Annotated in this window: 24 protein-coding genes and 1 tRNA gene; 15 read left to right on the plus strand and 10 right to left on the minus strand. The window is 43.3% G+C overall.

Annotated elements, in window-relative coordinates; translation table 11 throughout:
- Window positions 1–28 precede the first annotated feature (28 nt).
- From FPZ42_RS05505 to FPZ42_RS05515, 3 genes are all read left to right on the plus strand, one after another.
- Window positions 29–1,963 (plus strand): fumarate reductase/succinate dehydrogenase flavoprotein subunit, encoded by a 1,935-nt coding sequence (locus FPZ42_RS05505; protein ID WP_146269455.1) that lies wholly within the window; start codon window positions 29–31, stop codon window positions 1,961–1,963.
- Window positions 1,964–2,039: 76 nt separating this feature from the next.
- Window positions 2,040–2,831, plus strand: a complete 792-nt coding sequence (locus tag FPZ42_RS05510) for a succinate dehydrogenase/fumarate reductase iron-sulfur subunit (protein WP_146269456.1) — start codon at window positions 2,040–2,042, stop codon at window positions 2,829–2,831.
- 250 nt (window positions 2,832–3,081) lie between these two features.
- Window positions 3,082–4,068 (plus strand): TPM domain-containing protein, encoded by a 987-nt coding sequence (locus tag FPZ42_RS05515; protein ID WP_146269457.1) that lies wholly within the window; start codon window positions 3,082–3,084, stop codon window positions 4,066–4,068.
- Window positions 4,069–4,174: 106 nt separating this feature from the next.
- Here FPZ42_RS05515 and FPZ42_RS05520 read toward each other — a convergent pair whose 3' ends face one another.
- From FPZ42_RS05520 to FPZ42_RS05530, 3 genes are all read right to left on the minus strand, one after another.
- Window positions 4,175–4,657 (minus strand): peroxiredoxin family protein, encoded by a 483-nt coding sequence (locus FPZ42_RS05520; protein WP_186458688.1) that lies wholly within the window; start codon window positions 4,655–4,657, stop codon window positions 4,175–4,177.
- 25 nt (window positions 4,658–4,682) lie between these two features.
- On the minus strand, window positions 4,683–5,699 hold the full coding sequence (locus tag FPZ42_RS05525; RefSeq protein WP_146269459.1) for a Gfo/Idh/MocA family oxidoreductase: 1,017 nt from the start codon (window positions 5,697–5,699) through the stop codon (window positions 4,683–4,685).
- A 290-nt stretch (window positions 5,700–5,989) separates the two neighbouring features.
- Window positions 5,990–6,571: a DUF4142 domain-containing protein gene (locus FPZ42_RS05530; RefSeq protein ID WP_146269460.1), complete on the minus strand. Its 582-nt coding sequence runs from the start codon at window positions 6,569–6,571 to the stop codon at window positions 5,990–5,992.
- A gap of 134 nt (window positions 6,572–6,705) precedes the next feature.
- Here FPZ42_RS05530 and gcvH point away from each other — a divergent pair, with 134 nt between their 5' ends.
- The 5 genes from gcvH to FPZ42_RS05555 all read left to right on the plus strand — a co-directional run bounded on the left by gcvH (window position 6,706) and on the right by FPZ42_RS05555 (window position 10,782).
- Window positions 6,706–7,086: a glycine cleavage system protein GcvH gene (gcvH, locus tag FPZ42_RS05535; RefSeq protein WP_146269461.1), complete on the plus strand. Its 381-nt coding sequence runs from the start codon at window positions 6,706–6,708 to the stop codon at window positions 7,084–7,086.
- Between the two features lie 74 nt (window positions 7,087–7,160).
- Window positions 7,161–7,484 (plus strand): VanZ family protein, encoded by a 324-nt coding sequence (locus FPZ42_RS05540; protein ID WP_146269462.1) that lies wholly within the window; start codon window positions 7,161–7,163, stop codon window positions 7,482–7,484.
- A gap of 211 nt (window positions 7,485–7,695) precedes the next feature.
- Entirely contained in the window at window positions 7,696–7,911 is a 216-nt protein-coding gene (locus tag FPZ42_RS05545) for a FeoA family protein (protein ID WP_146269463.1), read from the plus strand.
- 9 nt (window positions 7,912–7,920) lie between these two features.
- Window positions 7,921–10,035 (plus strand): ferrous iron transport protein B, encoded by a 2,115-nt coding sequence (gene feoB, locus FPZ42_RS05550; RefSeq protein ID WP_146269464.1) that lies wholly within the window; start codon window positions 7,921–7,923, stop codon window positions 10,033–10,035.
- A gap of 135 nt (window positions 10,036–10,170) precedes the next feature.
- Window positions 10,171–10,782 carry a SprT-like domain-containing protein gene (locus tag FPZ42_RS05555; RefSeq protein ID WP_146269465.1) on the plus strand — a complete coding sequence of 204 codons (612 nt, stop codon included), beginning with the start codon at window positions 10,171–10,173 and terminating at the stop codon, window positions 10,780–10,782.
- A 61-nt stretch (window positions 10,783–10,843) separates the two neighbouring features.
- On the opposite strand, the gene FPZ42_RS05560 is transcribed toward FPZ42_RS05555, so the two are convergent.
- Genes FPZ42_RS05560 through FPZ42_RS05575 form a run of 4 tightly spaced genes read right to left on the minus strand, consistent with a single transcriptional unit; the run spans window position 10,844 to window position 15,577 of the window.
- On the minus strand, window positions 10,844–11,359 hold the full coding sequence (locus FPZ42_RS05560) for a glutathione peroxidase (protein WP_146269466.1): 516 nt from the start codon (window positions 11,357–11,359) through the stop codon (window positions 10,844–10,846).
- Between the two features lie 54 nt (window positions 11,360–11,413).
- The gene (gene ybeY, locus FPZ42_RS05565) at window positions 11,414–11,839 is read right to left on the minus strand and encodes an rRNA maturation RNase YbeY (RefSeq protein ID WP_146269467.1); all 426 of its coding nucleotides are present in this window, start codon (window positions 11,837–11,839) and stop codon (window positions 11,414–11,416) included.
- Window positions 11,839–12,264, minus strand: coding sequence for an ATP-binding protein (locus tag FPZ42_RS05570; protein WP_146269468.1), 426 nt, complete (start codon window positions 12,262–12,264; stop codon window positions 11,839–11,841). The genes ybeY and FPZ42_RS05570 overlap by 1 nt, the downstream gene beginning before the upstream one ends.
- A gap of 1 nt (window position 12,265) precedes the next feature.
- Window positions 12,266–15,577: a DUF4175 family protein gene (locus FPZ42_RS05575; protein ID WP_146269469.1), complete on the minus strand. Its 3,312-nt coding sequence runs from the start codon at window positions 15,575–15,577 to the stop codon at window positions 12,266–12,268.
- 155 nt (window positions 15,578–15,732) lie between these two features.
- Here FPZ42_RS05575 and FPZ42_RS05580 point away from each other — a divergent pair, with 155 nt between their 5' ends.
- The 3 genes from FPZ42_RS05580 (at window position 15,733) to FPZ42_RS05590 (ending at window position 17,821) form a co-directional block, all read left to right on the plus strand.
- Complete coding sequence (locus FPZ42_RS05580) at window positions 15,733–16,995, plus strand: MFS transporter (RefSeq protein WP_146269470.1); 1,263 nt, start codon at window positions 15,733–15,735, stop codon at window positions 16,993–16,995.
- A gap of 10 nt (window positions 16,996–17,005) precedes the next feature.
- Entirely contained in the window at window positions 17,006–17,689 is a 684-nt protein-coding gene (locus tag FPZ42_RS05585) for an MgtC/SapB family protein (RefSeq protein ID WP_146269471.1), read from the plus strand.
- A gap of 58 nt (window positions 17,690–17,747) precedes the next feature.
- Window positions 17,748–17,821, plus strand: a tRNA-Pro gene (locus FPZ42_RS05590).
- Window positions 17,822–17,879: 58 nt separating this feature from the next.
- On the opposite strand, the gene FPZ42_RS05595 is transcribed toward FPZ42_RS05590, so the two are convergent.
- Window positions 17,880–18,749 (minus strand): OmpA/MotB family protein, encoded by an 870-nt coding sequence (locus FPZ42_RS05595; protein WP_186458689.1) that lies wholly within the window; start codon window positions 18,747–18,749, stop codon window positions 17,880–17,882.
- A 162-nt stretch (window positions 18,750–18,911) separates the two neighbouring features.
- On the opposite strand from FPZ42_RS05595, the gene FPZ42_RS05600 reads away from it, so the two are divergent.
- The 4 genes from FPZ42_RS05600 (at window position 18,912) to ligD (ending at window position 24,118) form a co-directional block, all read left to right on the plus strand.
- Window positions 18,912–19,397, plus strand: coding sequence for a hypothetical protein (locus FPZ42_RS05600; RefSeq protein ID WP_146269473.1), 486 nt, complete (start codon window positions 18,912–18,914; stop codon window positions 19,395–19,397).
- Between the two features lie 109 nt (window positions 19,398–19,506).
- On the plus strand, window positions 19,507–20,691 hold the full coding sequence (locus FPZ42_RS05605; RefSeq protein ID WP_146269474.1) for a threonine synthase: 1,185 nt from the start codon (window positions 19,507–19,509) through the stop codon (window positions 20,689–20,691).
- Between the two features lie 111 nt (window positions 20,692–20,802).
- On the plus strand, window positions 20,803–21,192 hold the full coding sequence (locus FPZ42_RS05610; RefSeq protein ID WP_146269475.1) for a VOC family protein: 390 nt from the start codon (window positions 20,803–20,805) through the stop codon (window positions 21,190–21,192).
- Between the two features lie 172 nt (window positions 21,193–21,364).
- On the plus strand, window positions 21,365–24,118 hold the full coding sequence (gene ligD / locus FPZ42_RS05615) for a DNA ligase D (protein ID WP_146269476.1): 2,754 nt from the start codon (window positions 21,365–21,367) through the stop codon (window positions 24,116–24,118).
- Between the two features lie 13 nt (window positions 24,119–24,131).
- On the opposite strand, the gene FPZ42_RS05620 is transcribed toward ligD, so the two are convergent.
- Window positions 24,132–24,497, minus strand: coding sequence for a response regulator (locus FPZ42_RS05620; RefSeq protein ID WP_146269477.1), 366 nt, complete (start codon window positions 24,495–24,497; stop codon window positions 24,132–24,134).
- 127 nt (window positions 24,498–24,624) lie between these two features.
- Complete coding sequence (locus FPZ42_RS05625) at window positions 24,625–25,254, minus strand: NAD(P)H-dependent oxidoreductase (RefSeq protein ID WP_146269478.1); 630 nt, start codon at window positions 25,252–25,254, stop codon at window positions 24,625–24,627.
- Between the last annotated feature and the right edge of the window lie 65 nt (window positions 25,255–25,319).

Genomic DNA, 25,319 nt, shown 5'->3' on the forward strand with positions numbered 1-25,319 from the left:
CCACTCATCACTCAATAAATAAAAAGAAATGAGTTTAAATGCTAATATTCCGCAAGGCCCATTGGCCGAAAAATGGAGCAAGCATAAGTTTAACTTAAAGCTGGTTAACCCTGCCAACAAGCGTAAATACAACGTTATTGTAGTAGGTACCGGTTTGGCCGGCGCATCAGCTGCTGCTTCATTGGCCGAATTGGGTTACAATGTAACCGCTTTCTGTTTCCAGGATAGCCCACGCCGTGCGCACTCAATTGCCGCACAGGGTGGTATCAACGCCGCTAAAAACTATCAGAACGATGGTGACAGCGTTTACCGTTTATTTTACGATACCATTAAAGGTGGCGATTACCGCGCACGAGAATCTAACGTTCACCGCCTGGCAGAGAACTCGGTAAATATTATTGACCAGTGTGTAGCACAAGGTGTACCCTTTGCACGCGAATACGGTGGTTTATTGGATAACCGCTCATTTGGTGGTGCACAGGTATCACGTACTTTTTACGCCCGCGGCCAAACCGGACAACAATTACTTTTAGGTGCTTACTCAGCGCTTAACCGCCAGATAAACCTGGGCAAGGTAAAAATGTATACCCGTCATGAAATGCTTGATGTGGTAATGATTGACGGCCATGCAAAAGGTATTGTTACCCGTAACTTAATTACCGGAGCAATTGATACCCACGCAGGCCACGCCGTATTATTATGTACAGGTGGTTATGGTAACGTATTCTATCTGTCAACTAACGCTATCGGCTCAAACGTAACAGCAGCATGGAGGGCACACAAACGAGGTGCTTACTTTGCTAACCCTTGTTATACACAAATTCACCCAACCTGTATCCCGGTTACCGGTGATCACCAGAGCAAGCTTACGCTGATGTCTGAGTCGTTACGTAACGACGGTCGTGTATGGGCTCCTAAAACCGTAGAAATCGCTAAGAAATTGCGCAACAAGGAGATCACAGCATCACAGGTTAAGGAAGAAGACCGCGATTATTTCTTAGAGCGTAAATATCCATCATTTGGTAACCTTGTTCCGCGCGACGTGGCATCACGTAATGCCAAAGAAATGGCCGATGAGGGCCGTGGTGTAGGTACATCCGGTTTTGCCGTTTACCTTGACTTTGCGGACGCGATCAGCCGTTTGGGAGAAGATACCGTGCGTGCTAAATACGGTAACCTGTTTGATATGTACTATCAAATAACTGACGAGAACCCGTACAAACAGCCAATGCGTATTTACCCTGCTGTACACTATACTATGGGCGGCCTTTGGGTTGATTACAACCTGAGCACCAACGTACCTGGTTTGTATGCCTTGGGCGAGTGTAACTTTAGTGACCACGGTGCAAACCGTTTGGGCGCTTCTGCACTGATGCAGGGATTATCTGATGGGTACTTTGTTATCCCTTACACTTTAGGAGATTACCTTGCTACCATCGGCCCTAAAGCGGTTGATAAAAATCACCCGGCTTTTGCGCAAACCAAACAGGACGTTTTAGATAACGTGAATAAGCTGTTATCGCTTAAAGGCAATAAAACAGTTGTTGAGTACCACCGCGAGCTTGGCCACATTATGTGGGAGTACTGTGGTATGGCCCGTTCAAAAGAAGGCCTTACCAAAGCTAAAGCGATGATTAAAGAACTGAAAGCAGACTTCTGGAAAAACGCGATAGTTGTGGGTGACAACGAGGAGTTGAACCTTTCACTTGAGCGTGCAGGCCGTGTTGCGGATTTTATTGAGCTGGGCGAGTTAATGGTGACCGACGCGTTGATGAGAAACGAATCATGCGGTGGCCACTTTAGGATCGAATCGCAAACAGAAGAAGGTGAAGCGCTTCGCGATGACGATAACTACGCATTTGTTGCAGCCTGGGAATTTAAAGGCGAAAACGCGGAGGAAGAGCTGCACAAGGAAGAGCTGGTATTTGAAAATGTTAAGTTAACACAACGTAGTTACAAGTAGTACTTAGTAGCAAGTATCAGGTATCAAGATCAAAATGGTCGTGATAGTTGATACGAAATACTCAAATCTCTATAATATGAGTCACGAAAATATGAACCTGACGCTTAAAGTATGGCGCCAAAAAAATACACAAACCTCGGGTAAGTTTGTGACCTATAAAGCCGAAGGGATATCGCCGGATATGTCGTTCCTGGAGATGCTTGACGTGGTGAATGAAAGCCTGATCAAAAAACAGGAAGACCCAATCCACTTTGACCACGATTGCCGCGAGGGTATCTGCGGTAGCTGTTCATTATACATCAATGGCCGGCCGCATGGTCCAAAACGAGCTATTACTACCTGCCAGTTGCACATGCGCAGCTTTAACGACGGCGAGACCGTTACCATTGAGCCTTGGCGCTCTACGGCCTTCCCGGTTATCAAGGATTTGGCTACAGACCGTTCGGCATTTGACCGTATACAACAAGCAGGTGGCTTTATCTCGGTAAATACCGGTGGTGTGCCTGATGCCAACTCAACACCTATCCCAAAAGTAGTTGCTGATGAGGCGTTTAACTCTGCTACCTGTATTGGTTGTGGTGCCTGCGTTGCTGCATGTAAAAATGCTTCAGCAATGCTGTTCACATCGGCCAAGATCACTCAGTTAGGATTATTGCCACAAGGCCAACCAGAGCGTTGGAGCCGTGTACAGGCAATGGTTAGGCAGATGGATGAAGAGGGTTTTGGTAACTGTACCAACACCGGTGCATGTGAAGCAGAATGCCCTAAAGAGATAACTTTGATGAACATCAGCCGTATGAATAACGACTTCTTCAGCGCAAAGTTGTTCCGCGAAGAGCATACGCATGATCATAGCGGCAACGGATAAATACCGCTTCTAAAAGCTTTAAATTTATATAGCCTCAAAAGTGTATCACTTTTGAGGCTTTTTTTATCAAAACAGCAGACAGCTAATTTTCTAAGATAAATGACAGCTCTTTTTTTGAGTAAGGGAGAAAATTGTCGACAGCGATGCTGGTGAGGTCATCTGCGGACGGAAGACGTTGTATAGTAGTAATAAAATTCAAATCTTATAAATGCTTTCAAAAGTTTCTATCTTTAAGATAAATTTAGCCTAAATGAAATATCTTTTTTCCTTGCTATTGTCTTTTTGTACACTGGCGGCATTATCACAAATCCCAACACCTCAGAAAGACACTTACGTTAACGACTTCGCCAAGGTATTATCTAAAGATGATCTTAAGAAAATAAACAAAAGCATTAACCAAATTGAAAAGCGCACCGGTGTGCAGTTTGCTGTGGTCCTGGTAGATAAAATACCAAAACAGTACGATATAGAAGAGTATGCTTTGCTTATTGCCCGCCGCTGGAAAGTTGGTAACCATGAAGATGGGCTGGTGTACGTTGCAGCCATAAAACAGCGCAAACAACGGCTGGAAGTGGCGCGAAACCTCGAGCCGATATTTACAGAGGAAACAAGCTTAGCGGCTTTAAACCGCGTTAAACCTTTTTTTAAAGCGAAAGATTACGCCGGGGGTGTTAGCGAGCTTACCGAAGCCATTATGGACGATCTAAGCACCGCACAATATAGTAGTTTGCCCAAGATTGATAGCGCTGTACACAGCTCAAAAGCGGTTGCGGCTGAATCTGCAGTTAAAGATAAAAAGGACGATGACAGTTTCCTTTATGCAGTTATAACGTTGCTTGTAGTAATAATTTTATACGGATTTTTTAAACGACGTAGGGCCGGCGGCTCTTTGGGTAATTATGGTGGCGGCTACGGCGGTGGTGGTTACGGCGGTGGTGGTTCTGGCCTTGGCTCGTTTGTAGCCGGAGCGGCAACCGGTTACATGGCTAACGAAATGATGGACAAAAACCGCGGACGGCAGGAAGAGGAGAACCGTCGCAGGCAGCAGGAACAAGAAGCGGCAGAACGCTATGCAGAGGAGCAAAGAAGGTTGCGTGCTGAAACCGAACGAAGGTCTGACACCTATGGCAATTGGGGATCATCAAGAAGCAGTTCAGGCGGATCGTCTTCAGGAGGCGGATCGTCGTCTTCGTCAAGTGGCGGCTTCTCGGGTGGCGGTGCTACTTCAGATTGGTAGCAAGCATACTTATGGGAAGATACTTATTAAAAAAGAGCCTTCAGTAAAAAGGCTCTTTTTTATTATACATTAATATCAATTAAAATTAACGTAGGCCATGAAGCAGCTAAGCCTTGCTGGTAACCTCCAAAATGTCTTTTACCTCGGGCTGATTTTCAAATGCTTTAAGCAGTTTGCCATTTTTGCCATAGATAGCAACGAAAGGTGTATGCTTTAACTGGTAGTAGCGCTGTACGGTGTAAGTATAACCCTCGGTACCTAATATAAAATTAGGGTATTTGTTAAGGCCGTAATCGTTCTCAAAGGTTTTAACCATGCGGATATCCGTAAAGGTTATCATCACCACCTCAAACTTTTTGAATTTATCCATATCCGGCTTCATGTCACGGATCAACTTCTGGCAGTGCGGGCAATCGGGTGAAAAATAGATCAGTATCACCGGTTTGTTCTTAGGCAGATCGGCAGCGGTAGTGACCTGGTCCTTTGTTGTCGTGATCTTGTATGGCGCAATGGTGTTAGGGGTGGTTTGCGCCTGGCTGCATCCTAAAGCCGCAATTATCGCAAATACTAAAAATACAAGTTTTTTCATTTTATTTAAAGTCATGGGGTATAAGTTAAGCCTCCAGCATCTCTATCTGCCAGGCTATATGTTCTTCTGTTACCGGGTATAACGCATTTTCGCGCACAGTATGATAAACGGCCTCAAATATTTGGTTATAATCACCTTTTACCGATGGCACATCCTCAACGCATTTTTTGTTATCTATCTCAACAATGGTGAGCTTACCCTCATTCCCTTCAGGCTCAATGCCATAAGCGGGATCATCAGGCATCATACCGCCATCTAACTGTGCTTCCTGTACATCGGTGCGGTTCTTGATGAAACTTCCCAGCGTACCATTCACCCAAAAGCCGGGCGTATCGCCGGCTATCTGCAAGCCGGATGTAAGGTAAACATTTAGCTGATTGGGATATATGAGGTGATAATGGAAATAATCAGGAACTTCAGACCCCTCACGGTAAATACCTGTGGTTTTATGGAACGATAGTGGTTTCCCGAATAATGCAATTGTATTATCAAGCAGGTGCGCACCCAGATCATAAACCAAACCACCTGCCGGTACACCTTTGGTTTCTTTAAAGGCTTTAACGCCAATGGCCGATTTGTACCTGTCCATCCGGAAGGTTACTTCTATCAGTTGGCCCAAGCGGCCGCTTTCTATAACCTCTTTGGTCGACAGGAAGCCGCTATCGTACCGGCGGTTCTGATAAACCATCAGGTGGCGGTCAAGCTCCCGGGCGGTAGCAAAAAGGGTTTTAACTTCTTCAGAAGTAGCCGCGGCAGGCTTTTCCAACAGCACATGCTTGCCTGCTTTCATCGCCATCATAGCGTGCTCAAAATGCAGGTTGCTTGGCGTATTAACTATCACCAGCTCCACTTCATCATCATTCAGCAATTCATCTATCGAATTGTACTCGGTGATGCCCGGATAAAGCTTTGAAGCTTTTTTCTCGTGCCTTTCTACAATTCCTTTTAAAGTAAAGTGGGGATTAGTATGGATGAACGGTGCGTGAAATATCCTGCCCGACATACCGTAAGCCATCAGGCCGGTTACTATTGCTGCTGCCATGGTGGTAAATTTATGAGTTAATGCCGCATTTGGCCAAATTATCTGCAATAAAATGGATATACATAAAGGTAGCCAACTGCAGAATTAACTCACCCGGTCTTCGTTACACTTGACCACCCTCTCTGCTGCAAGCAGCAAAGCAGATAAGAAAAACCCTCTTTTCGCGCAGCGAAGAGAGGGTCGACAAGCGAAAGCGATGTCGGGGTGAGTCAGATCTTCAATCGATTTTAAAACAAAAAAGGGAAGAGTAACATTACCCTTCCCTTTCTAAAGAATCAATTAAATGATCCTTATTTCATGCTTTTTTGAATAGCTTCAATTTTTGCAAGGTGCATTTTAACAGCAGGCAATGTTTTTGTAGCAAAAGCCATTAAGTCAGCATCTTTACAGTTTTTAGAAGCATCTTCTAACATAGATTCTACTTTTTTGTGACCGTCAACCATTGCATCAACGTAAGCTTTATCAAAGTCTTTACCGGTTTTAGCTGAAAGGTCGGTCAACATTTTTTGATGATCCGCATCAGGTGCAGTTGGTAAAGTGATGTTTTTCTTTTTAGCAATTTCCATCAGTTCTTCGTTCACTTTAGTATGGTCAGTAACCATCATAGCAGCAAACTCTTTAACTTGTGCGTTAGTTGCTTTTTCTGCAGCTACTTTACCTGCAGCAACTTCAGTCATACCTGCGTTGGCAGCATCAGTAGCAAATTTTGCGTCTTTTTCGTCTACAGCAATACCGGTAGAACCGTTTGTAGTAGTGTCTTTAACAGCGTTTACGCTATCTGCAGCTTCTTTGCTGTCTTTTGGGGCGTTGTTACATGCCTGGAATGATAATGCCGCAACAGCGATCATTGCAGCTAAACTTAACTTTTTCATTTTGATAGGTGTTTTTTTAGTTTTTGTATTGATACTTAACAAACTTTGCACCATAGTGTTTGACGAGGGCAATGCTTATTTGCTTGCGATATAGCTTAAACTTTTGTTATTTTTGAGCACACAAATAAAATGATATGAATTTTCCGGCAGAACTAAAATACACAAGCGACCACGAGTGGGTAAGAGTTGAAGGTAATGAGGCCTACATCGGTATAACCGAATTTGCACAAGGTGAATTGGGCGACATTGTTTATATAGATATCAATACCGTTGGCCAGGACGTTACCAAAGAATCTGTTTTTGGTACTGTTGAGGCGGTTAAAACCGTATCTGACCTGTTTATGCCAGTTGATGGTACTGTATTGGAAGTTAACAGCAAGCTGGATAGCCAGCCCGAACTGGTAAACTCTGACCCTTATGGAGAAGGCTGGATGGTAAAGATAAGCCTTAAAAATGCTGCTGATGCAGAAACCCTTTTGGATGCAGATGCGTACAAAGGTGTTATAGGTCACTAACTTAAATGAAGCTTTCGCTAAAATATTATGGGCCCGCTATTTTGTGGGCCCTCTTTGTTTTAATTATTTGTGCTGTGCCTATCCACGTAAAGGAAGGCGAGGGCATATTTTTTAGAGGGTTTGATAAACTGGTGCATTGCGGGCTGTTCTTTGTACTATCAGTACTATACTGCGCAGGCAGTATCAGAAAATGGAACACCCGGAACATCAGGATAGAAATAGCCATGAAAAATACCATAGTACTGCTAAGTTATGGGGCTTTAATAGAGTTTTTGCAAGCCAGGGTTTTTACCTGGCGCAGCGGCGATTTTAATGATCTGCTGGCCGATGTGATAGGTACCTGTATGGGCATCTTCGCAGTACAGGTAACCGGTTCTGCAATAAATAGTGTGCGATGAAAAAGTGCTTGATTATATATTGTGTTTTAATGATGATGACCTCCCTGTCATCATGCAGAATATTTAAAAAAGATTGCGGTTGTCCGCATTTCGGCGCTATAAAGGCCGCGGAGCAAATTAAACACGCCTGATTTTACCTTAACATTACCTTCTGCTTATTTGGATTTGTTTTAAATAAGCGTACATTTGTGGTCTAATAAAATTTACGCAGATGACGCTTGAGGAACTTGCCGTTGGCGAAACAGGAGTAGTGAAGGAATTTACAGATCTTGAAATGTCTGTAAAACTCATGGAAATGGGTTGCCTTCCCGGTGAAACTGTGAAAATTGCCCGCATTGCCCCCCTTGGCGATCCTATTGCCATACAAGTATCGGGTTACCAGCTTAGTTTGCGCAGGTTTGAAGCATCAACCATTATTTTGCAATAGTACATTCTCTTGAAAGCTGATATCAGAGTAGCACTTGTAGGAAATCCAAACACCGGTAAATCAACACTATTTAATGCACTTACCGGTCTCAACCAAAAAATTGGGAACTTCCCTGGTGTTACTGTAGATAAAAAAACAGGTATTTGCCAACTTACCGATGGCCGCCGTGCCGAGATCATAGACCTTCCGGGTACTTATAGCCTTTATCCTAAAAGTAAGGACGAATCCATTGTATTTTCTGTTCTGGCAGAGAAAGGATCAGATCTTACGCCCGATCTGATCGTTGTTATACTCGATGCAACTAATCTTAAGCGTAACCTGCTTTTATACACCCAGGTTGCAGATCTTAAGATACCCGTAGTTATTGCGCTCAATATGATGGATATGGCAAAGAAGGCCAATATTACTATTGATATCGATCTGCTTTCAAAACGCTTGGGCGTACCCGTTGTGCCCATTGCAGCAAGGCAGGAGAAAGGTATCGAAGATTTGAAACAAGCCATTGCTTATGCTAATAAGGTTGCCTTACAGGTTGACACCATTGATGTACGCAGCATTGCCCCTGCCCTTATTGCAGATATTGAAAGCGCTACCCAAACAGATAACCCATACTTTGCGCTTCAACTGGCCCACCAGCATGAGCATCTTAAGTTTTTAACAACCGAGCAAAGTAATCAGATCGAAGCATTAGAGGAGAAACACGCTTTCCACTCGCAAAAGGCCCAGGCTGCTGAAACCATTTCGCGCTATAATTATATCAACGATGTATTGTACGATACAGTGCAAACGCCCGATACCGCACATGAAGAAAGCATCAGTAACAAAATAGATCATATATTAACTCACAGGGTTTTCGGCTTCATCATATTTATGGGGGTGCTGCTGTTTATATTCCAGTCTATCTTTGCCTGGTCGGCATACCCTATGTCATTAATAGAGGATAGTTTTGTTTGGGCCGAAGGTCTACTACGAAATGTTTTACCCGCCGGTCCGCTTGCCGATCTGCTGATAGATGGCGTTGTTGCCGGCTTAAGTGGCGTACTGGTGTTTATTCCGCAGATTGCTATACTTTTTGCATTTATCTCGATACTGGAAGATACAGGATACATGTCGCGCGTTACGTTTATGATGGATAAGATTATGCGTAAGGTTGGTTTAAATGGTAAATCAGTAGTGCCATTAATAGGCGGCTTTGCCTGCGCAGTGCCCTCTATCATGAGTACCCGCACCATTGAGAACTGGAAAGACCGCATGATCACCATTATGGTAACGCCACTGGTGGCTTGTTCGGCACGATTACCGGTATATACTTTATTGATAGCGTTAGTTGTGCCCAACAAAAATGTTTGGTGGATATTTAACCTGCAGGGCCTTGCACTTACAGGCATGTATGTGCTTAGCCTGGTATCGGCCGTATTGGTTGCCTTTGTAATGAAGTTTATTTTAAAAGCCCGCGAACGAGGTTATTTCATCATGGAGCTGCCAGTGTACCGTATGCCGCGCTGGAGGAACGTTTTGTTATCGATGTACGAGCGTTCCAAGACTTTCGTACTACAGGCGGGAAAGGTGATCATTGCTGTTTCAATTATTCTTTGGGTATTATCCAGCTATGGGCCCGGTGATCGATTCGAGAAAATAGAACAGACCTATAGTCAGCCGAAATATACAAAGACCATGACGCCCGATAGCCTGGCGAGGGTGATATCAACAGAAAAGTTGGAAAACTCTTACGCAGGTGTTTTAGGCCATGTGATTGAGCCTGTAATAAAACCTATAGGCTTCGACTGGAAGATAGGTATTGCGCTCATCACATCCTTTGCTGCCCGCGAGGTGTTTGTAGGTACTATGGCAACCATTTACAGCGTGGAAGGCGATGCCGATCGCATCGACTCCGTACAGGATAAAATGCGAAAGGCCAAAAACCCGGAGACAGGACAACCGGTGTTCACCCTTGCCGTAGCATTCTCATTGATGATGTTCTATGCATTTGCCATGCAATGTGCCAGTACGGTAGCGGTTGTTTATCGCGAAACGAAAGACTGGCGCTGGCCGGCAGCCCAGTTCGCCTACATGACGGTACTTGCGTATGGAATGGCATTTTTGGTATACCATCTTTTAAGGTAAAAGGAGAAAGGTTTGAGGTAAAAAGTTTCAAGTATTGTTTATTTGTTTATCAACGATATAACGCGTCAACCTCAAATAGTATTCTTAATTACCTTTTGCCTTTTACCCTTCGTCATAAACCTTTATTTTTGGGGGTTGGATAAAGTAAAAGTATTAGAAAAATATCTCCCGGCAGAGGCTGCCCCTCTGGTTGCACGCTGGATAGATTACTTCAAATGCGAGTTTAAGATCTCGCGCAACCGCAATAGTAAATTTGGCGATTACCGCGCACCGTTTGATGGTAAAGGCCACCGTATCTCTGTAAACTACGATCTTAACCCTTACGCCTTCCTGGTAACCACCGTGCACGAGTTTGCGCATCTGCATACCTGGAACGAGCACAAACACCGCGTTAAGCCGCACGGCAATGAGTGGAAAGGCAATTTTAAAAAGATGATGCAGCCTTTTTTTGAGAAGGATGTTTTCCCTGCAGATGTAAAACGCGCTATAACCAGTTATTTGAATAATCCGGCAGCATCAAGCTGTTCCGATTTGAACCTGTACCGTTCGCTTCGCCAGTATGATGCACCTAAAGAAGCTGTACACACAGTGGAAAAGCTGCCCATGCATACTATATTTAAACTAAAGGACGGACGCGTTTTTCGAAAAGAGGAAAAACTTCGCAAGCGTTATAAATGCGTTGAGCTAAGCACACGCCGCATTTACCTTTTTAGCCCGGTAGCAGAAGTTGAGGTAGTGGAGGTTTGAAAAGGTTCGAGCAAGAAGTATCTATTACAATTAAAAAAGGGAGCTTTTGGCTCCCTTTCTATTACAAGTTCTTTGTTATCTCTTCTGACAATGGCTTCACTGCTGAACGGTAGCGATGGGTAAGTTTGCCATTCTCATCTATCAGGAACTTCTCAAAGTTCCACTTGATCTCGCCGGTAAAATCAGGGTTCGGCTCTGATGTTAAATATTTGAAGATCGGGGCGATATCGTCACCCTTAACGCTTACCTTTTCACTAAGCGGGAAGGTAACGCCAAAGTTTTTTTGGCAAAACTCTTTCACATCGCTGTTGCTGCCGGGTTCCTGGCTGCCAAAGTTATTTGCAGGGAAGCCTATAACTACTACTTTGTCTTTGTATTGATCTGCAAGCTTCTGCAATTCGGCATACTGTGGCGTAAAGCCGCATTTGGATGCTGTGTTAACGATCAACAGTTTTTTGCCTTTGTATTTGGCCAGGGAAAAATCCTTACCATCAATATTTTTTAGTTTAAAGGTGTAAACAGAACTTGGTGCCGATGTAACAAACATCATGGCCAGTATTAATGCAAATGCTTTCATGTTAAGTATGTGACTAATTGAAGATTAATAATTTAGTTGGGATAAATTTAGCTATTAAAAACCTCTTTTATCCAAATAGAAATCTTCTTTGGATGTCATTTTTTGTTTATCGGTTACAGATTTGTCTTTATAACCTAACAGATGCAGCGCTCCATGTATAATTACGCGGTGAAGCTCATGCTCTTCTGTTACTTTAAATTTCGAGGCATTCTCCCGTATACGGTCAATTGAAATAAAAATATCGCTTACAATAACGCCTTCTTCCTCCGAATTATCAAAGGTTACAACATCCGTGTAGGTATCGTGATCAAGATATTGCTGGTTTATCTGCAGCAGGTACTCATCTGAGCAAAAAATGTAATTGAGTTCTTTTAATTTATAGCCCTCAGCCTCTATGGTATCTTTTAACCATTTGCGAATGGCAGTTTTATTTTTTAGCTTATAGATAATATCTTCTTCAAAAAAACTGATAGCCGGCATTATATCTTAAAGTGTAGTTCAACCTCGTTACCTGAAGCGTTAAATATACATTGATCTGCCAGGTGTTTCAATATAAACACGCCACGGCCGGTAAGTTCTTCGAGCCTGTCTGCAGCGGTAGGGTCTGGCAAATTATTGTAATCGAAACCAGGGCCCTCATCGGCAATTGTCCAAATCATACGGCGGCCATCAACCTCTACGTTTATAAAAACTGTTTTCGTTTCGTCCTGCTTGTTGCCATGTAAAATGGCATTCATTACGGCCTCGTTAAGGCAGGTCATCATATTGGCAAATGTATCCTCGCTTACCTGATATTTATCAGCAACCTCTTCTATCAAAGCTTCAAGCTGTGTAATGCTTTCAACCTTTGATGGCAGCTGTAAAGTATAAAGTTCCCCTGCTGCATGAACATTTGCCGGTTCCATATTATTTTGCATTAAGTTGATCAAAGTAGTGTTTTATTTTCTGTTTATAATATAAATTAAGAGCCGGAGGGGCGGTCCTTAATCTTTCCGTTTGTTTCGCCTTTAGCGCTTCATAATTCTGTAGAGCCTTAATATAACCCGGCGGCAATTCCTTGCCGGCCTTGCTTTCTCGTTTCTGGTCTTGCTCTCGTTCCTGCTCAGCCTTATCTGCCTCAAGCAAACGGGTTTGTATCTGCTGCTGGCGTTTTAAGGCATCATCAGTTATTCTCTTGTTTACGAGATCGTTCTCGGTTTGTTCCATTTCTTTTGAAATTTTATCCAGGTCGCCGAGGCCGTTTCTACCGTCTTTGTTGTTTTCGCGGTTGTATTGCTGTAACGATTGCCTGATGAGCTGCTGCTGCCGAGCCATCTTCGCAAACTGCTCACTCATGCCATTTTGGCCGCTTTTACCCTGTGGCTGATTGCCCTTCTTTTGCATCTGCTCGCGCGCCTGCTGCATGTTCTGGTTAAGCTGTTGTTGCATTTTGCTCAACTGCGATAACGACTGTTGATTTCCCTTGCCTTTGCCACTTTTGCTCTTTTGTTTTTGCAACTGGTCAAGCGCTTCGGTAAGCATTAAAGCAAGGTTATTCATAGATGTCATCGCGAATTGCTGGTTACGGTTAGCTACTGCCGTTTGCCGTTCGCCCATGTTATCTAAAGCCTGGTCAATATGCTCATTTATTGCCGAAATTTCTTTGTTGACTACTGATTGTATTTGAGGTATTCTGCGGCTAAGTGCATACAGGCTGTCTTCCGCAGTTTTTAGGTTATCCTTAACATCTTTTTGTTTTTGAGCCAAAGTTGTATAGTTAGGATCTTGAGAACTTATCCCCTTGAGCGATTGCATGATCTTTTCCTGTGTAAAGGAACTGTTCACTAAAGACTTGAGCAGTTCTCGTAACTGACGGGCATTTACAGCGTTATTGCTTTCCTGGCCTTCTGCATCGTCATCCTGCATTTTTTTGGCAAGTTGCTGCATTTTGTTAGCGGCTTGTTGCTGCACATCAGATGCCTTTTGGCGATCATTATTTTTTAAAGCATCTGTACTTTGCTGCATGTTGGTAGCAATTTCCTGCTGCTCGGCCTGCGGGTTCTTAAAATCCTGCTTATTGCCATTCTGCTGATTCATTTTTTCCAGGTCGCTTAACTGTTTTTTTATCTCATCAAATTGCTGATTTAACTTTTGCTGTTGCTGCAAGTCTTGCGACGTATTCCCCGCCTTTTTGGTTTGCTCTGCAAGTTTTTGCTGTTCGCCAGCCAGTTGATTGAGTTGATTTACGGTTTGATTGACCTTTTGCTCAAAATCAAGTTTTTTATACAGCTCAAGTATTCTATCCAACTCTTTCTTCATGGATTTATTGTCATTCTGCATTTTCGAGAGCTCGTCACGGGTGCCGTCTTTTTGGCTGTCTTGTAACATTTGCTGCAGTTTTTGCAGCATTTCGCGGGTCTTATCATCCAGTACATTATTCAGCAGGTTTTCTATCTGCTTTTGCATTTCCATCAGTTCATCTGTCTGCTGCTGATTTTGCTGACGATTGTAAAGGTTCTTTTTATTTTCGGCCTGTATTTCTTTTACCAATGCATCCAGGTCATTCTTTTTCTGCAGTAGTTCTTCAACCTGTTTCTTCTCATCAAACGACAAGTTGTTTTTTTCCAGAAGCGATTCGTTAAGTTTTTGCGCAGATTTCTCTATCTGCCCAGCCATCTTTACCGCCGACTGAATTTTTTGCTTTACTGCCTGAGTGCCATTATTTAGCTGCTGAGCTAACACTGCGGCATCAGGCATATTAAGTGTGCGCTCAACACTACGCGTAGTTTTAGGACCATTAACACCATCGTTATCACTTACTTCAAAAAAATAAGTGACGGTTTCACCGGGTGGTGTTTTAAGCGATCTGGTATCCCAGAAATAAAAAAAAGCTGCCTCCGAGCCATTCAGCGCTGCTTTAACAGGGATACGCCGCAAATCCTTTTTATTATCACCAACACGGTAACAAAAGTTCAATGACGAAAAACCATGATCGTCGGCCACCTGCCCGTTAAAGTAAAAGGCATTCATACTCACTGAGTCGGGCTTCTCTTCGACCTGTATAGAAGGTAATTGATCAGCAATAACATTTATTTTGTAACTAACAGAATCAGATGTGTTTATGGCGCTATTAAGCGGCGTAAGCGAATAACTTGCAGTTGAAACAATGCGTTCAGCATGCGAGAAGACGTTATCAAATTGCCTGTTTAATACAAATTTTCGGCCTTTAATATCAAACGCCAAGCCCGAGGCGTTTTGGGTAGAAAACTTCCAGCTAACTACTGTTCCGGCAGGAATAGTCAGGTCTCCGGCATTTGTTATGGTTTCCCTTTGCTTGCGCAAGTAGGCGGGGTAAGTAAGCTCGGCATCGAAATGCAGCAACACGGGTTTAAGACCCACCTTTACAGTATATGGTGCTGAGCTAAACCCGTTGCCCGACAGCCTAAAAGTGATACTTTTTTGCAGATTGTTAAACGTGTAATGAAACCTGCTGATGTTATCCTTGTCGAGTTTAAAGGTGGTGTTGCCGGTCTCAATATATACATCTGCCGGAAGCTTATCGCCCGATAGTTTAATGTCGAGCTTAAGATCCTGGCCCTGTACAGCCGAAAGATCTTCATTCAATATCCGGAATTGAAACGGGGCTTTAGGTGCAAAATACTTATCGTGATGGATCAGCCTGTTAGTGCTATCAGTAAGTATAGATGGTGCAGCAAATGCCAATATGCAGATTACAGCAGCGGGCGGTATTACCCACTTAAGGTACTTATTATTTTCTCGCAGGTTAACTGCTGAAGGGAAGCTTACCGGTTGCAAAGTTTCAATACGCTGATTGATACTGGCCTCCAATAATTCGCGGTGTTCCGGGTTTTCCAGTGCCTGGCGCTTTAATTGGAGTGTGTTAAGTAACTTATCATTCACATTGGTAAAATGCTTACCTATTATCTCCGCGGCCTGGTTATGATCAAGTGTTTTACCTAATTTAAGCATGGCCAGCAAAGGCGGTATAACCAGCCAGAAAAAGAGCGAAAGGTTTAACAGGATGAAAAAGTAAAAAAGTATAGTACGCGGAACGGTGTTAAAGTTGCCAAAATACTCTGAAAGCGTAATGACGACATAACCTATTAAAAAGCCCGACGCAAGAAACAGCAAACCGCGCAGCAGGTTGTTGTAATGATATTTGCGTATAAAAACGTTGATCTTCTCCAGGAGCAGATCATAATTTTCAGGTTGGGACATGTACCGGTTAATGAATAATACAGTTACTGAAACGAAAATAAGTATTAATTAATATTGCGATGCCGGATAAGCAAGAAATATTGATTGATTGTAAATAAATAATTACGCACTGTACTAAAAACAATTGGCGTCAACGCTTTGTCGTTCAGATTATAATGAACATCAGTACTTTTAAAGCCTTTCGTAGCCGTAATTACCGTTTATATTTTGCCGGTCAGTCCATTTCATTAATTGGTACCTGGATGCAGAAAACCGCTGTAAGCTGGGTGATCTACACTTTAACACACTCTACATTTATGCTGGGGCTTACTTTGTTTGCCAGCCAGTTCCCATCATTCTTGCTTTCGCTGTTTGGTGGTGTGGTATCAGACCGCTATAACCGGTTCCGGGTGTTGCTTACAACGCAGGTTGCTTCTATGATACAGGCAACCATACTGGCAGTTATTATCCTGTTAAAACATTATGCCGTATGGGAAATATTAACCCTCAGCGTTATCCTTGGTGCCATAAATGCATTTGATGTACCGGCAAGGCAGTCGTTAGTGTTTGAAATGATAGAGGACAAGAACGACTTGCCCAATGCGCTTGCATTAAATTCATCCATGGTTAACCTGTCACGTTTAATTGGCCCAGCCATTGCCGGCTTTGTGCTTGAGACGATGGGCGATGGCATATGTTTCCTGTTAAATGCGGTGAGCTTTATAGCGGTAATTGGGTCGCTGCTGTTAATGCGCTTGCCTAAATACGTAAAACAGGAACATAGCAAGAATGTAATGGGTGAACTGAAAGAAGGTTTCTCTTATCTTAAGAAGACACCTTCGATATCATTTGTAATCATGATGCTTGGGCTGATAAGCTTGTTAGTTTTACCATTCAGTACGCTGATCCCTTATTATGCTCGTGAGGTTTTCAAGGGTAACGCCACAACCTTCGGTGTAATTGACAGTGTGATAGGGTTGGGTGCTTTTTGCGGCGCCATATTCCTGGCCTCGTTAAAGCCGGGCAGTAATCTCAAAAAGATATTGAGTATTAATACTTTAGTATTTGGTATCGGCTTATTATTATTCTCACATGAAGATACCTACTGGCTTGCATTAGTTTTTGCAACTATAGCAGGCTTCGGTATGATGTCGCAGATAACCGTTAGCAATACCCTTATACAAACCAGTGTTGAGCCCGGTATGCGCGGGCGCGTGATCAGCTTTTATGCCATGGCTTATTTCGGTTTACAACCGGTAGGAGGGCTACTCGTAGGTTTGGTTTCTAAATGGATAGGTGCGCCGGATACCATATTGTTTGAAGGTATTGCGGCATTAGGTATTGGCTTATTACACTATAGCTTTTTACGGAAGGAAAAACTAAGACAAAAAAATAACGTGATGGCTGTAGAGGAGCGTCATTTACAAACAGTTAATTAACTTAGTTGCAATGATTGCATTAACTGACATTTTAATAAGGTTGGCTGTGGCAGCGGTGCTGGGCAGTTTAATTGGTTTAGAGCGCCAACGGCATGATTGGGTTGCGGGCCTTAGAACTCACATGCTGGTTTGTGTGGGTGCTGCCTTAGCCATGATCGTTTCTATGGATGGCTTTAATGATGTGGTAAATAAACCTGGTGTAGGGCTCGATCCATCGCGCGTGGCTGCACAGGTAGTAAGCGGGATAGGCTTTTTAGGTGCGGGAACAATATTTTTCCTGAAAAGCGAAATTGTAAAAGGGCTAACTACTGCAGCCGGGCTGTGGACTGTCGCCGTTGTTGGCCTGGCTGTTGGTGGCGGGCTTTACATTCCGGCAGCAGCTACAACCGCCATAGTATTGATCATTTTGGCTGCTATAAAACCCGTGGAACGCAGGCTTTTTGATAAAAATAAATACACAGCCATTAGTGTGCAAGTTGGCAAAGACCGGTTAGATATTCACAGCATTCAGCAGGTGTTAGAAAATCACCTGATAGGTATTAAAGAAGTAAGACTGACGTCGCCCGATGAGCTTACTGATCAAATTAAGATAGCTGTGCGCAAATCTTCCTCAAAAAGCCCGGAATCGCTGGCTGTGTTGCAGGAATTGCAGAAACTGCCTGGGGTAAATATGGTAGAGTTTGTTTCTCACTGATAATATCGGGGGTTGACTAATAATACAAGCTTATTATATTTGCAGCCTTGCCGGTTTTCGGGATGTAGCGTAGCCCGGTATCGCGCCAGCATGGGGTGCTGGAGGTCGTAGGTTCAAATCCTGCCATCCCGACAAATAAAAGAAGCCTTGAGAAATTTCTCAAGGCTTCTTTTTAATTTAAAGGAATCGCTTACTGTTTAGCCGGTTGGTTTTCCGGCGCCTTGCCTATCAGGTCCATAAACTGATCCAGTTTAGGGGTGATGATGATCTGCGTACGCCTGTTTTGTGCTTTACCACTTGGCGTGCTGTTGTCTGCAATTGGGTTGTATTCGCCACGGCCACCTGCAGTTAGTCGTTTTGGGTCAACCTGGTAGTTATTCTGCAAAGCCATCACAACTGATGATGCCCTTAAAGCACTCAGGTCCCAGTTATTACGGATGTTTTTCTGCGTAATAGGCACGTTATCGGTATTACCTTCAATCAGCACATCGTAATTGTTGTAATCTTTAATGATCTTGGCAATTTTAGATAATGTAGCGCCGGCCTTATCAGATATTTCATAGCTGCCGGATTTATAAAGCATATTATCAGCCAAAGAAATATATACTACGCCTTTTAATACTTTCACATCTACATCCTGCGCCTCTTGCTGGCTTAGCGAACGCGTTAGGTTATTGGTAAGTACCATATTAAGCGAGTCGCTTTTATTTTTGGCATTCACCAGTTCCTGTATGTAACGGTTAGACCGGTTTATCTCGTCAACAAGTTTAGAGATATTGATATTGCCTTGCCCGCTTGATGTTAAACACTTATCAAGCGCGCTTTGCAGTTGTTTGTTGTTCGCTCTTTCAGATGCCAACTGGTTGTCAAGACCTTTTACTCGGTCGTTTGCAACGGCCAGGTTGCGCTCCGTTAATAAATATCTGCCACGTACTTCGCGGGTATTGCTATCCAACTTATCGTATCTTGCCTGTAGCTCTTTATACTTTCCGGTGCTAACACACCCGGAGGCTGCAATTATTGCAACCAAAAGTGTAGGAAATATTATTCTTAATTTCATGATATATAAGAATTAGTTAAATAATAAATAACTCACTCTTAACCGTTTTGGTATAAAAAGGTTTTCCTAAAACAAAGGCCCGCAAGCCGTGTTACAACAAATTTACATTCCAAACCGTTATAAATGGTTTACAATGGCCGCGGCCAATTTAAACACACATCTATGAAAAAAACACTAACCTTAATTTTTGCATCTGTTGCATTATTATTTACGGCTTGTTCAAAAGATTCTGATCTGCCTATTATCAACGAGAGTAATTGGTTCCTTAATGGGGTATCGCATGTTGCTGTTAGCTCAGCCCGTACAGAGGCCTCTGGCAGCACTGCTGCAAAAATCGTTTTTACCGATACCAATAAAGACAGAGGTGCAACAATGACGGTATATTTTAAAGCTATGCCTAAAACGGCGGGCGTTTACACCTTGGTGCCGGGCTTAGGTGTTGGTTTAGGAACCGATAACATTGCTGTTTCTGCAACCGATGACAAATTAGGGTCCGACTTTGTTTACAGCGGAGCAGCAGGTACTACCGTGCAAGTAAGTTTTACCAGTAACGGAAGGATCAAGGTTGATATTCCGGAGATCACGTTAAAATCAGCATCCAAAACGGATAGCTATACATTTAAATCAAGTGTTTACGAAGCTAACTAAAACAAAGAGACCCACCGTTGAGTGGGTCTTTTTCTTTTAATAAGAAGTATGATACGTTTATTTGTGGCTAAAAAGCATTGTTAATACCTTGCGGCCGCGTTTACATACTATGGAAAGCTTAAAACACGATACTTTTTTGATCAACCTCGAATGCCCGGCATGCGGGGCAACATACGAAGCAACGGAGCTTAATACAGTATGTAAAGTGGCCGAGTGCCAAAGCACTTTATTTCCCCGATACGATACTGCTAAAACATTCGATAAAGGGCTGCTTAAAGGCCGCCCGGCCAATATGTGGCGTTACTGGGAGATGCTCCCTGTTTTGGATGCAAACCACATTGTTTCAATGGGCGAAGGGTTTACACCGCTGTTACCCGTTATAAACCTCGACGAAGACATCGCAGGTAACCAAGTTTTCTTTAAAAATGAAGCGGGTAATCCTACAGGGTCTTTCAAGGCCAGGGGCATTAGCATGGCAGTTTCCAAAGCAAAGGAATTGGGCGTAAAAACCATTGCCATACCAACAGCTGGCAATGCTGGCGGAGCGCTTTCGGCTTATGCAGCACGCGCCGGGATGAAGGCCGTAGTTTATATGCCCAAGCTTACCCCGCAGCTTTTTAAAGACGAATGCCGCTTATATGGCGCTGATCTTACAGAAATAGATGGCAACATTAGCGACTGCGGAAAATTGATACACGAACAGGCTGCCGAAAAGGGTTGGTTCCCGATATCAACCCTGCGCGAGCCATATCGTGTTGAAGGCAAGAAAACCATGGGTTACGAGATCGCCGAGCAATTGAATTGGGAAGTGCCCGACGTTATATTTTATCCAACAGGTGGTGGTACAGGCCTGATAGGTATTTGGAAAGCCTTTAAAGAAATGGCTGCCTTAGGTTGGATTGGCGACAAGCGCCCGCGGATGGTGGCCGTACAATCCGAAAGCTGCGACGGCATTGTAAATGCTTTTAACGAAGGTAGTGCTTCTGCAACTTTTGTAGATGGAGGCTTTACTATAGCCAACGGCCTGCGTGTACCTAAATCATACGCAGATAAAGAGATACTGAAAGCTTTGAAGGAAAGCTGCGGAACCGCACTTACGATAAGCGATGCTGAAATGGAAGCCGGCGTTAAACAGCTTGCTCAAACACAAGGTATATTGATGGCGCCGGAAGGTGCTGCCTTATGGCTGGCGTATAAAAAACTAAAAGTGGCTCACTGGATAAAACCTGGCGAAACAGTTGTAATGGTTAACACCGGAAGCGGGTATAAGTACCTGGAAAACATTAAGTATTAATCTCAGGGCGAATGTTAATTCGCCTTTTTTGTACTTGAAACACCACTTTTACTGGCAGCAATTTTGTAGACTCTTAAGGGCTCAAATCAATTATTAACCAAATAAACTGCCATGTTAAAAGATTCAAAAGCATTTAGCGGCTTCTCTGTAAAAGACATTGACGCCGCACACAAGTTTTATAAAGAAACCTTAGGTTTAGATGTAGAGCAGCATAATGAGATGGGAAGTATGCTTACCATCCATATCAACGGGAATGATAACGGTATATTGATCTACCCAAAGCCAAATCATGAACCGGCAACTTACACTATTCTCAACTTCCCTGTGCAGGATATCGTTTCGGTGGTGCGGGGCCTGAAAGAACGGGGCGTTGAATTTGAGAACTATGATACCGAGTATCTTAAAACCGATGCTGACAGCATTAACAGAAGCGGTGGACCTTTAATAGCCTGGTTTAAAGATCCGTCCGGCAATTTTCTCTCTGTTATTGAGAATCAGTAAATCGCTTTTATCCTATTAGTTAATTTATAAAACCATTGCTTGTGTAGCAGTGTTGTTGCTATGAAGCCGTTATTAGTGAATAAGTTACAAACGGATATACAACAAATATCATTTAACGGCATTACCTGAGCCGTTTTTATTTGCTGTATCTAACAGTAAACACTGCATCATCATGAGCCTGGAAAAGTATAAACAGAAGCGCGATTTCAATAAAACCAAAGAGCCCAAAGCAGGCCGAAGCAAGGATAAGGACAAGCTGATGTTTGTGGTGCAAAAGCACGATGCCTCGCGTTTGCATTATGATTTCAGGCTGGAGATGGATGGGGTTTTAAAAAGCTGGGCAGTGCCAAAAGGCCCATCAACAGATCCGCAGAATAAGCGCCTGGCCATGATGGTTGAAGACCATCCTTTTGATTACCGCAACTTTGAAGGTATTATTCCGCAGGGCGAGTATGGTGGCGGTACCGTTATCGTATGGGATGAAGGCACCTACGAGCCTATTGAAGAGATAAAAGGCAAAAAGGCTCAAGAAAAGCATCTGCTTAAGCAACTAAAAGAGGGTTCATTAAAAATAAAGCTCCATGGCGAAAAGCTTGAGGGCGAGTATGCCCTGGTGAAAACCCATGGCATGGGCGAGAATGGCTGGTTGCTTATTAAACATAAAGATGATTTCGCGTCAAAGAAAGATATCACCAAGCAAGATAAGTCCGTACTATCAGATAAAACCATTGCCCAAATGGAAAAGACCGGAGATAAAGTTTGGACAGATGGCGGAGAGCACGACCTGAAAACAGAAAGCAAAACATCTCACTCAAAAAAAAAGGCCACGACTGAAAAAGCAGATGATGCCATAGAGGAATTGGCTAAAGACCAACCGGAAGAAAGTGTTGACGTAAAAGCAGTTTTAAAAAAAGCGACAAAGGCTAAAATACCAATCGGTATGAAACCCATGCTGGCAACGCTTGTAAGCGAACCTTTTGATGACCCCGATTGGGAATACGAAGTAAAATGGGATGGTTACCGTGCGCTGGCATTTATTAATAAAGGAGAGGTGGAACTATCGTCGCGCAATAATAAAAGCTTCAATGATAAATATTACCCACTTACAAAACTTTTGCAGGAATGGAAAATAAATGCTGTTGTTGACGGTGAGATACTCGTATTGAATGATAAAGGCGTATCAAACTTTGGTGCTTTACAAAACTGGCGAAGCGAAGCGGACGGCGAACTGGTTTATTACGTTTTTGATCTGCTTTGGTACGACGGTAAAAATCTGATGGATCTGCCCCTGAGTGAAAGACAAGCTGTATTAAAAGATGTTATTCCTACGGATGACGACCGCATAAGAGTAAGCCAAACCTTTAAGGCTAATGGTATAGAGTTTTTTGAGGCCGCCCAAAAGATAGGCCTCGAAGGGATTATGGCCAAAAGGATGAGCAGTACTTATATTGCAGATAACCGCTCTAAGGATTGGCTTAAAATAAAGGTAAACAAACGGCAGGAAGTAGTTATCGGCGGCTTCACTAAAAACGAAGGTACCGCTAAACAATTCAGCTCGCTGCTGTTAGGCGTTTACGAGGGCGGAGAATTCCAGTACGTAGGCAAGGTAGGCACCGGCTTTTCTGATAAGCTGCAGAAAGAAATGATGGCGATGTTTAAACCGCTTGTTGTTGATAAAACCCCGTTTAACGCTGAGCCTGATGTAAATAAACCATCAAGGTTCAGGCCTAATCCTCCCAAGGCTAAAGCAACCTGGCTAAAACCTGAGCTTGTTTGCGAGGTAAGCTTTGCAGAGGTAACCAGCGATGGCGTTTTCAGGCACCCATCTTTTGAGGGTATGCGGGCAGATAAAAAAGCAAAGGACGTTATTCGCGAAACGGAAGTGGAAACTGATGATGTTATTGATGCGCCCGAGAAGAAGGATTTAAAAGAAGAAAGATCAACCGGGCATAAATTGGTTACCGCGCCGAAAGGTGCTGTTAAAAGGTCATTGCTCAACCCCAATGAAGAAACACAGGTAAAGAAAATATGCGGGCACGATCTTAAATTTACCCATCTCAGTAAAGTCTACTGGCCCGAGGACGGTGTTACTAAGCGAGATATGTTCAATTATTATTACCAGGTAGCAGAATATATTTTACCTTATTTGAAAGATCGCCCGCAATCGCTTAACCGTTTCCCAAATGGTATTCACGGCCCAAGTTTTTATCAAAAGGATGTTAAAGGTAAATCGCCGGATTGGGTGCGCACTTTCCCTTATACCACCAGCGATGGCGAACATAAAGAGTATTTGGTTGGGCATGACGAAGCCACATTACTTTGGATGGCATCATTGGGCTGTATTGAAATGAACCCCTGGTTCAGCCGCATCCAATCGCCGGATAACCCGGATTATTGCGTGATAGATCTTGACCCGGATAAAAACACTTTTGATCAGGTAATCAAAGCGGCACAGGAAGTAAAAAAAGTACTTGATGACATCGACGTACCTTGCTGCTGCAAAACGTCCGGCTCAACAGGTATGCATATTTACATTCCCTTAGGTGCTAAATATGATTATGACCAATCACAGATGTTTGCCAGACTGGTTGTAGGCATAGTCCATCAACAAATACCCGAATACACCTCGCTTGAGCGAATGATCAAAAAAAGAGATGGTAAGATGTACCTTGATTTTTTACAGAATCGCCCGGGTGCTACCATTGCAGGTCCTTATTCGCTGCGGCCTAAGCCGGGAGCAACCGTATCTATGCCATTACATTGGGACGAGGTAAAGCCCGGACTAACCATGAAAGATTTTACAATAAATAATTCTGTGGCGCGCCTTAAAAGTGAGGGCGACTTGTTTAAAAGTGTGCTTGATAAAGGAATAGATCTTGAAAAAACGATCAAAAAAGCTAAAAGCGTTTTTGACTTAAGGCCATAAAAAATGCAGCTGGTTAAGCGGCCAGCTGCATTTTTACTTTATTGATCAATGCTGTCATATCAAAGGGCTTTTGCAGAATATCATCCGGAGCCCCGCGCTGCTTTAAAGAGTCGGCCAGATTATCTTCCGATGAACAAATAATCACCGGCACTCCCTTAGTAGCCTTATCCATTTTCAAGATCTGGCATATATCGCGCCCATCCATACCGGGCATTTTTGCATCCATTATCAGGAGGTCCGGGTGGTTGTGTTTCACTTCCTCTATCACATGTTCGCCGTTATACAGTGAAAAAACATCGTATCCGCAATTAATCAATATATAGCTCATCACTTCAACAATGAGCTCGTTGTCATCTACTATTAAAATTTTTTTTGCCATCGCTGTATCTTCCTCTCTTACAGCGAGTATTGCAAAGCCTGTGCCGAATTTTTAAACCAGAGGTTTGCAAAAAGTAAAAAGGGGAGGCGTAAGCCCTCCCTTCAATTTTATCATCGAATGCTAACCGTTAAATGTGTATAAACAACTCATGCTCCGGACGACGAACCTTGACCAATTTGCCGTAAGGGTCATCATCTGCACGGTAACCGATGGCAACAATAACCGATGCCGTTAGCTCTTTATCTTTAAGGCCAAGGATCTCATCAAATTTAGCAGCGTCGAAGCCTTCCATCGGCCCACTATCAACGCCCTGTTCTGATGCGGCTGCAATTAGAATACCCAATGCAATATAAGCCTGTTTTTGAGCCCAGGTAGTAAGCTGTTCTGGTGTGCGGCTATTAATTGTGCCCACTATCGTATCCTCAAAGCCTTTTAAGTCTGCACGAGGAACGTTGCGTACTTCGGCTACATGGTCGATGTAATCTTTCACAAAATCTTCATCAATTCCGGTTTCAGCAGCAAAAACAACCAGGTGCGATGCATCGGTTACCTGGGGCTGTCCGTAAGCAGCTTCGCGAAGTTTAGCGCGTACTTCCGGATTCTCTACCACTATCACACGGTAGTGTTGCAAGCCGAACGAAGATGGAGAAAGCTTTGTAGCTTCCAAGATGTAATTTAGTTTATCAACAGGTATCTTTTTGTCTGTGTCAAATTTTTTAGTGGCATATCGCCAGTTTAATTTATCTACTAATGTCATGGTCATACAATTTTAGTTAAACAAACATATGTGTTGCAACATACATTCCAGTCAGGGCAATGTAA

The sequence above is a fragment of the Mucilaginibacter achroorhodeus genome (genome assembly GCF_007846095.1).
GTDB lineage: Bacteria > Bacteroidota > Bacteroidia > Sphingobacteriales > Sphingobacteriaceae > Mucilaginibacter > Mucilaginibacter achroorhodeus.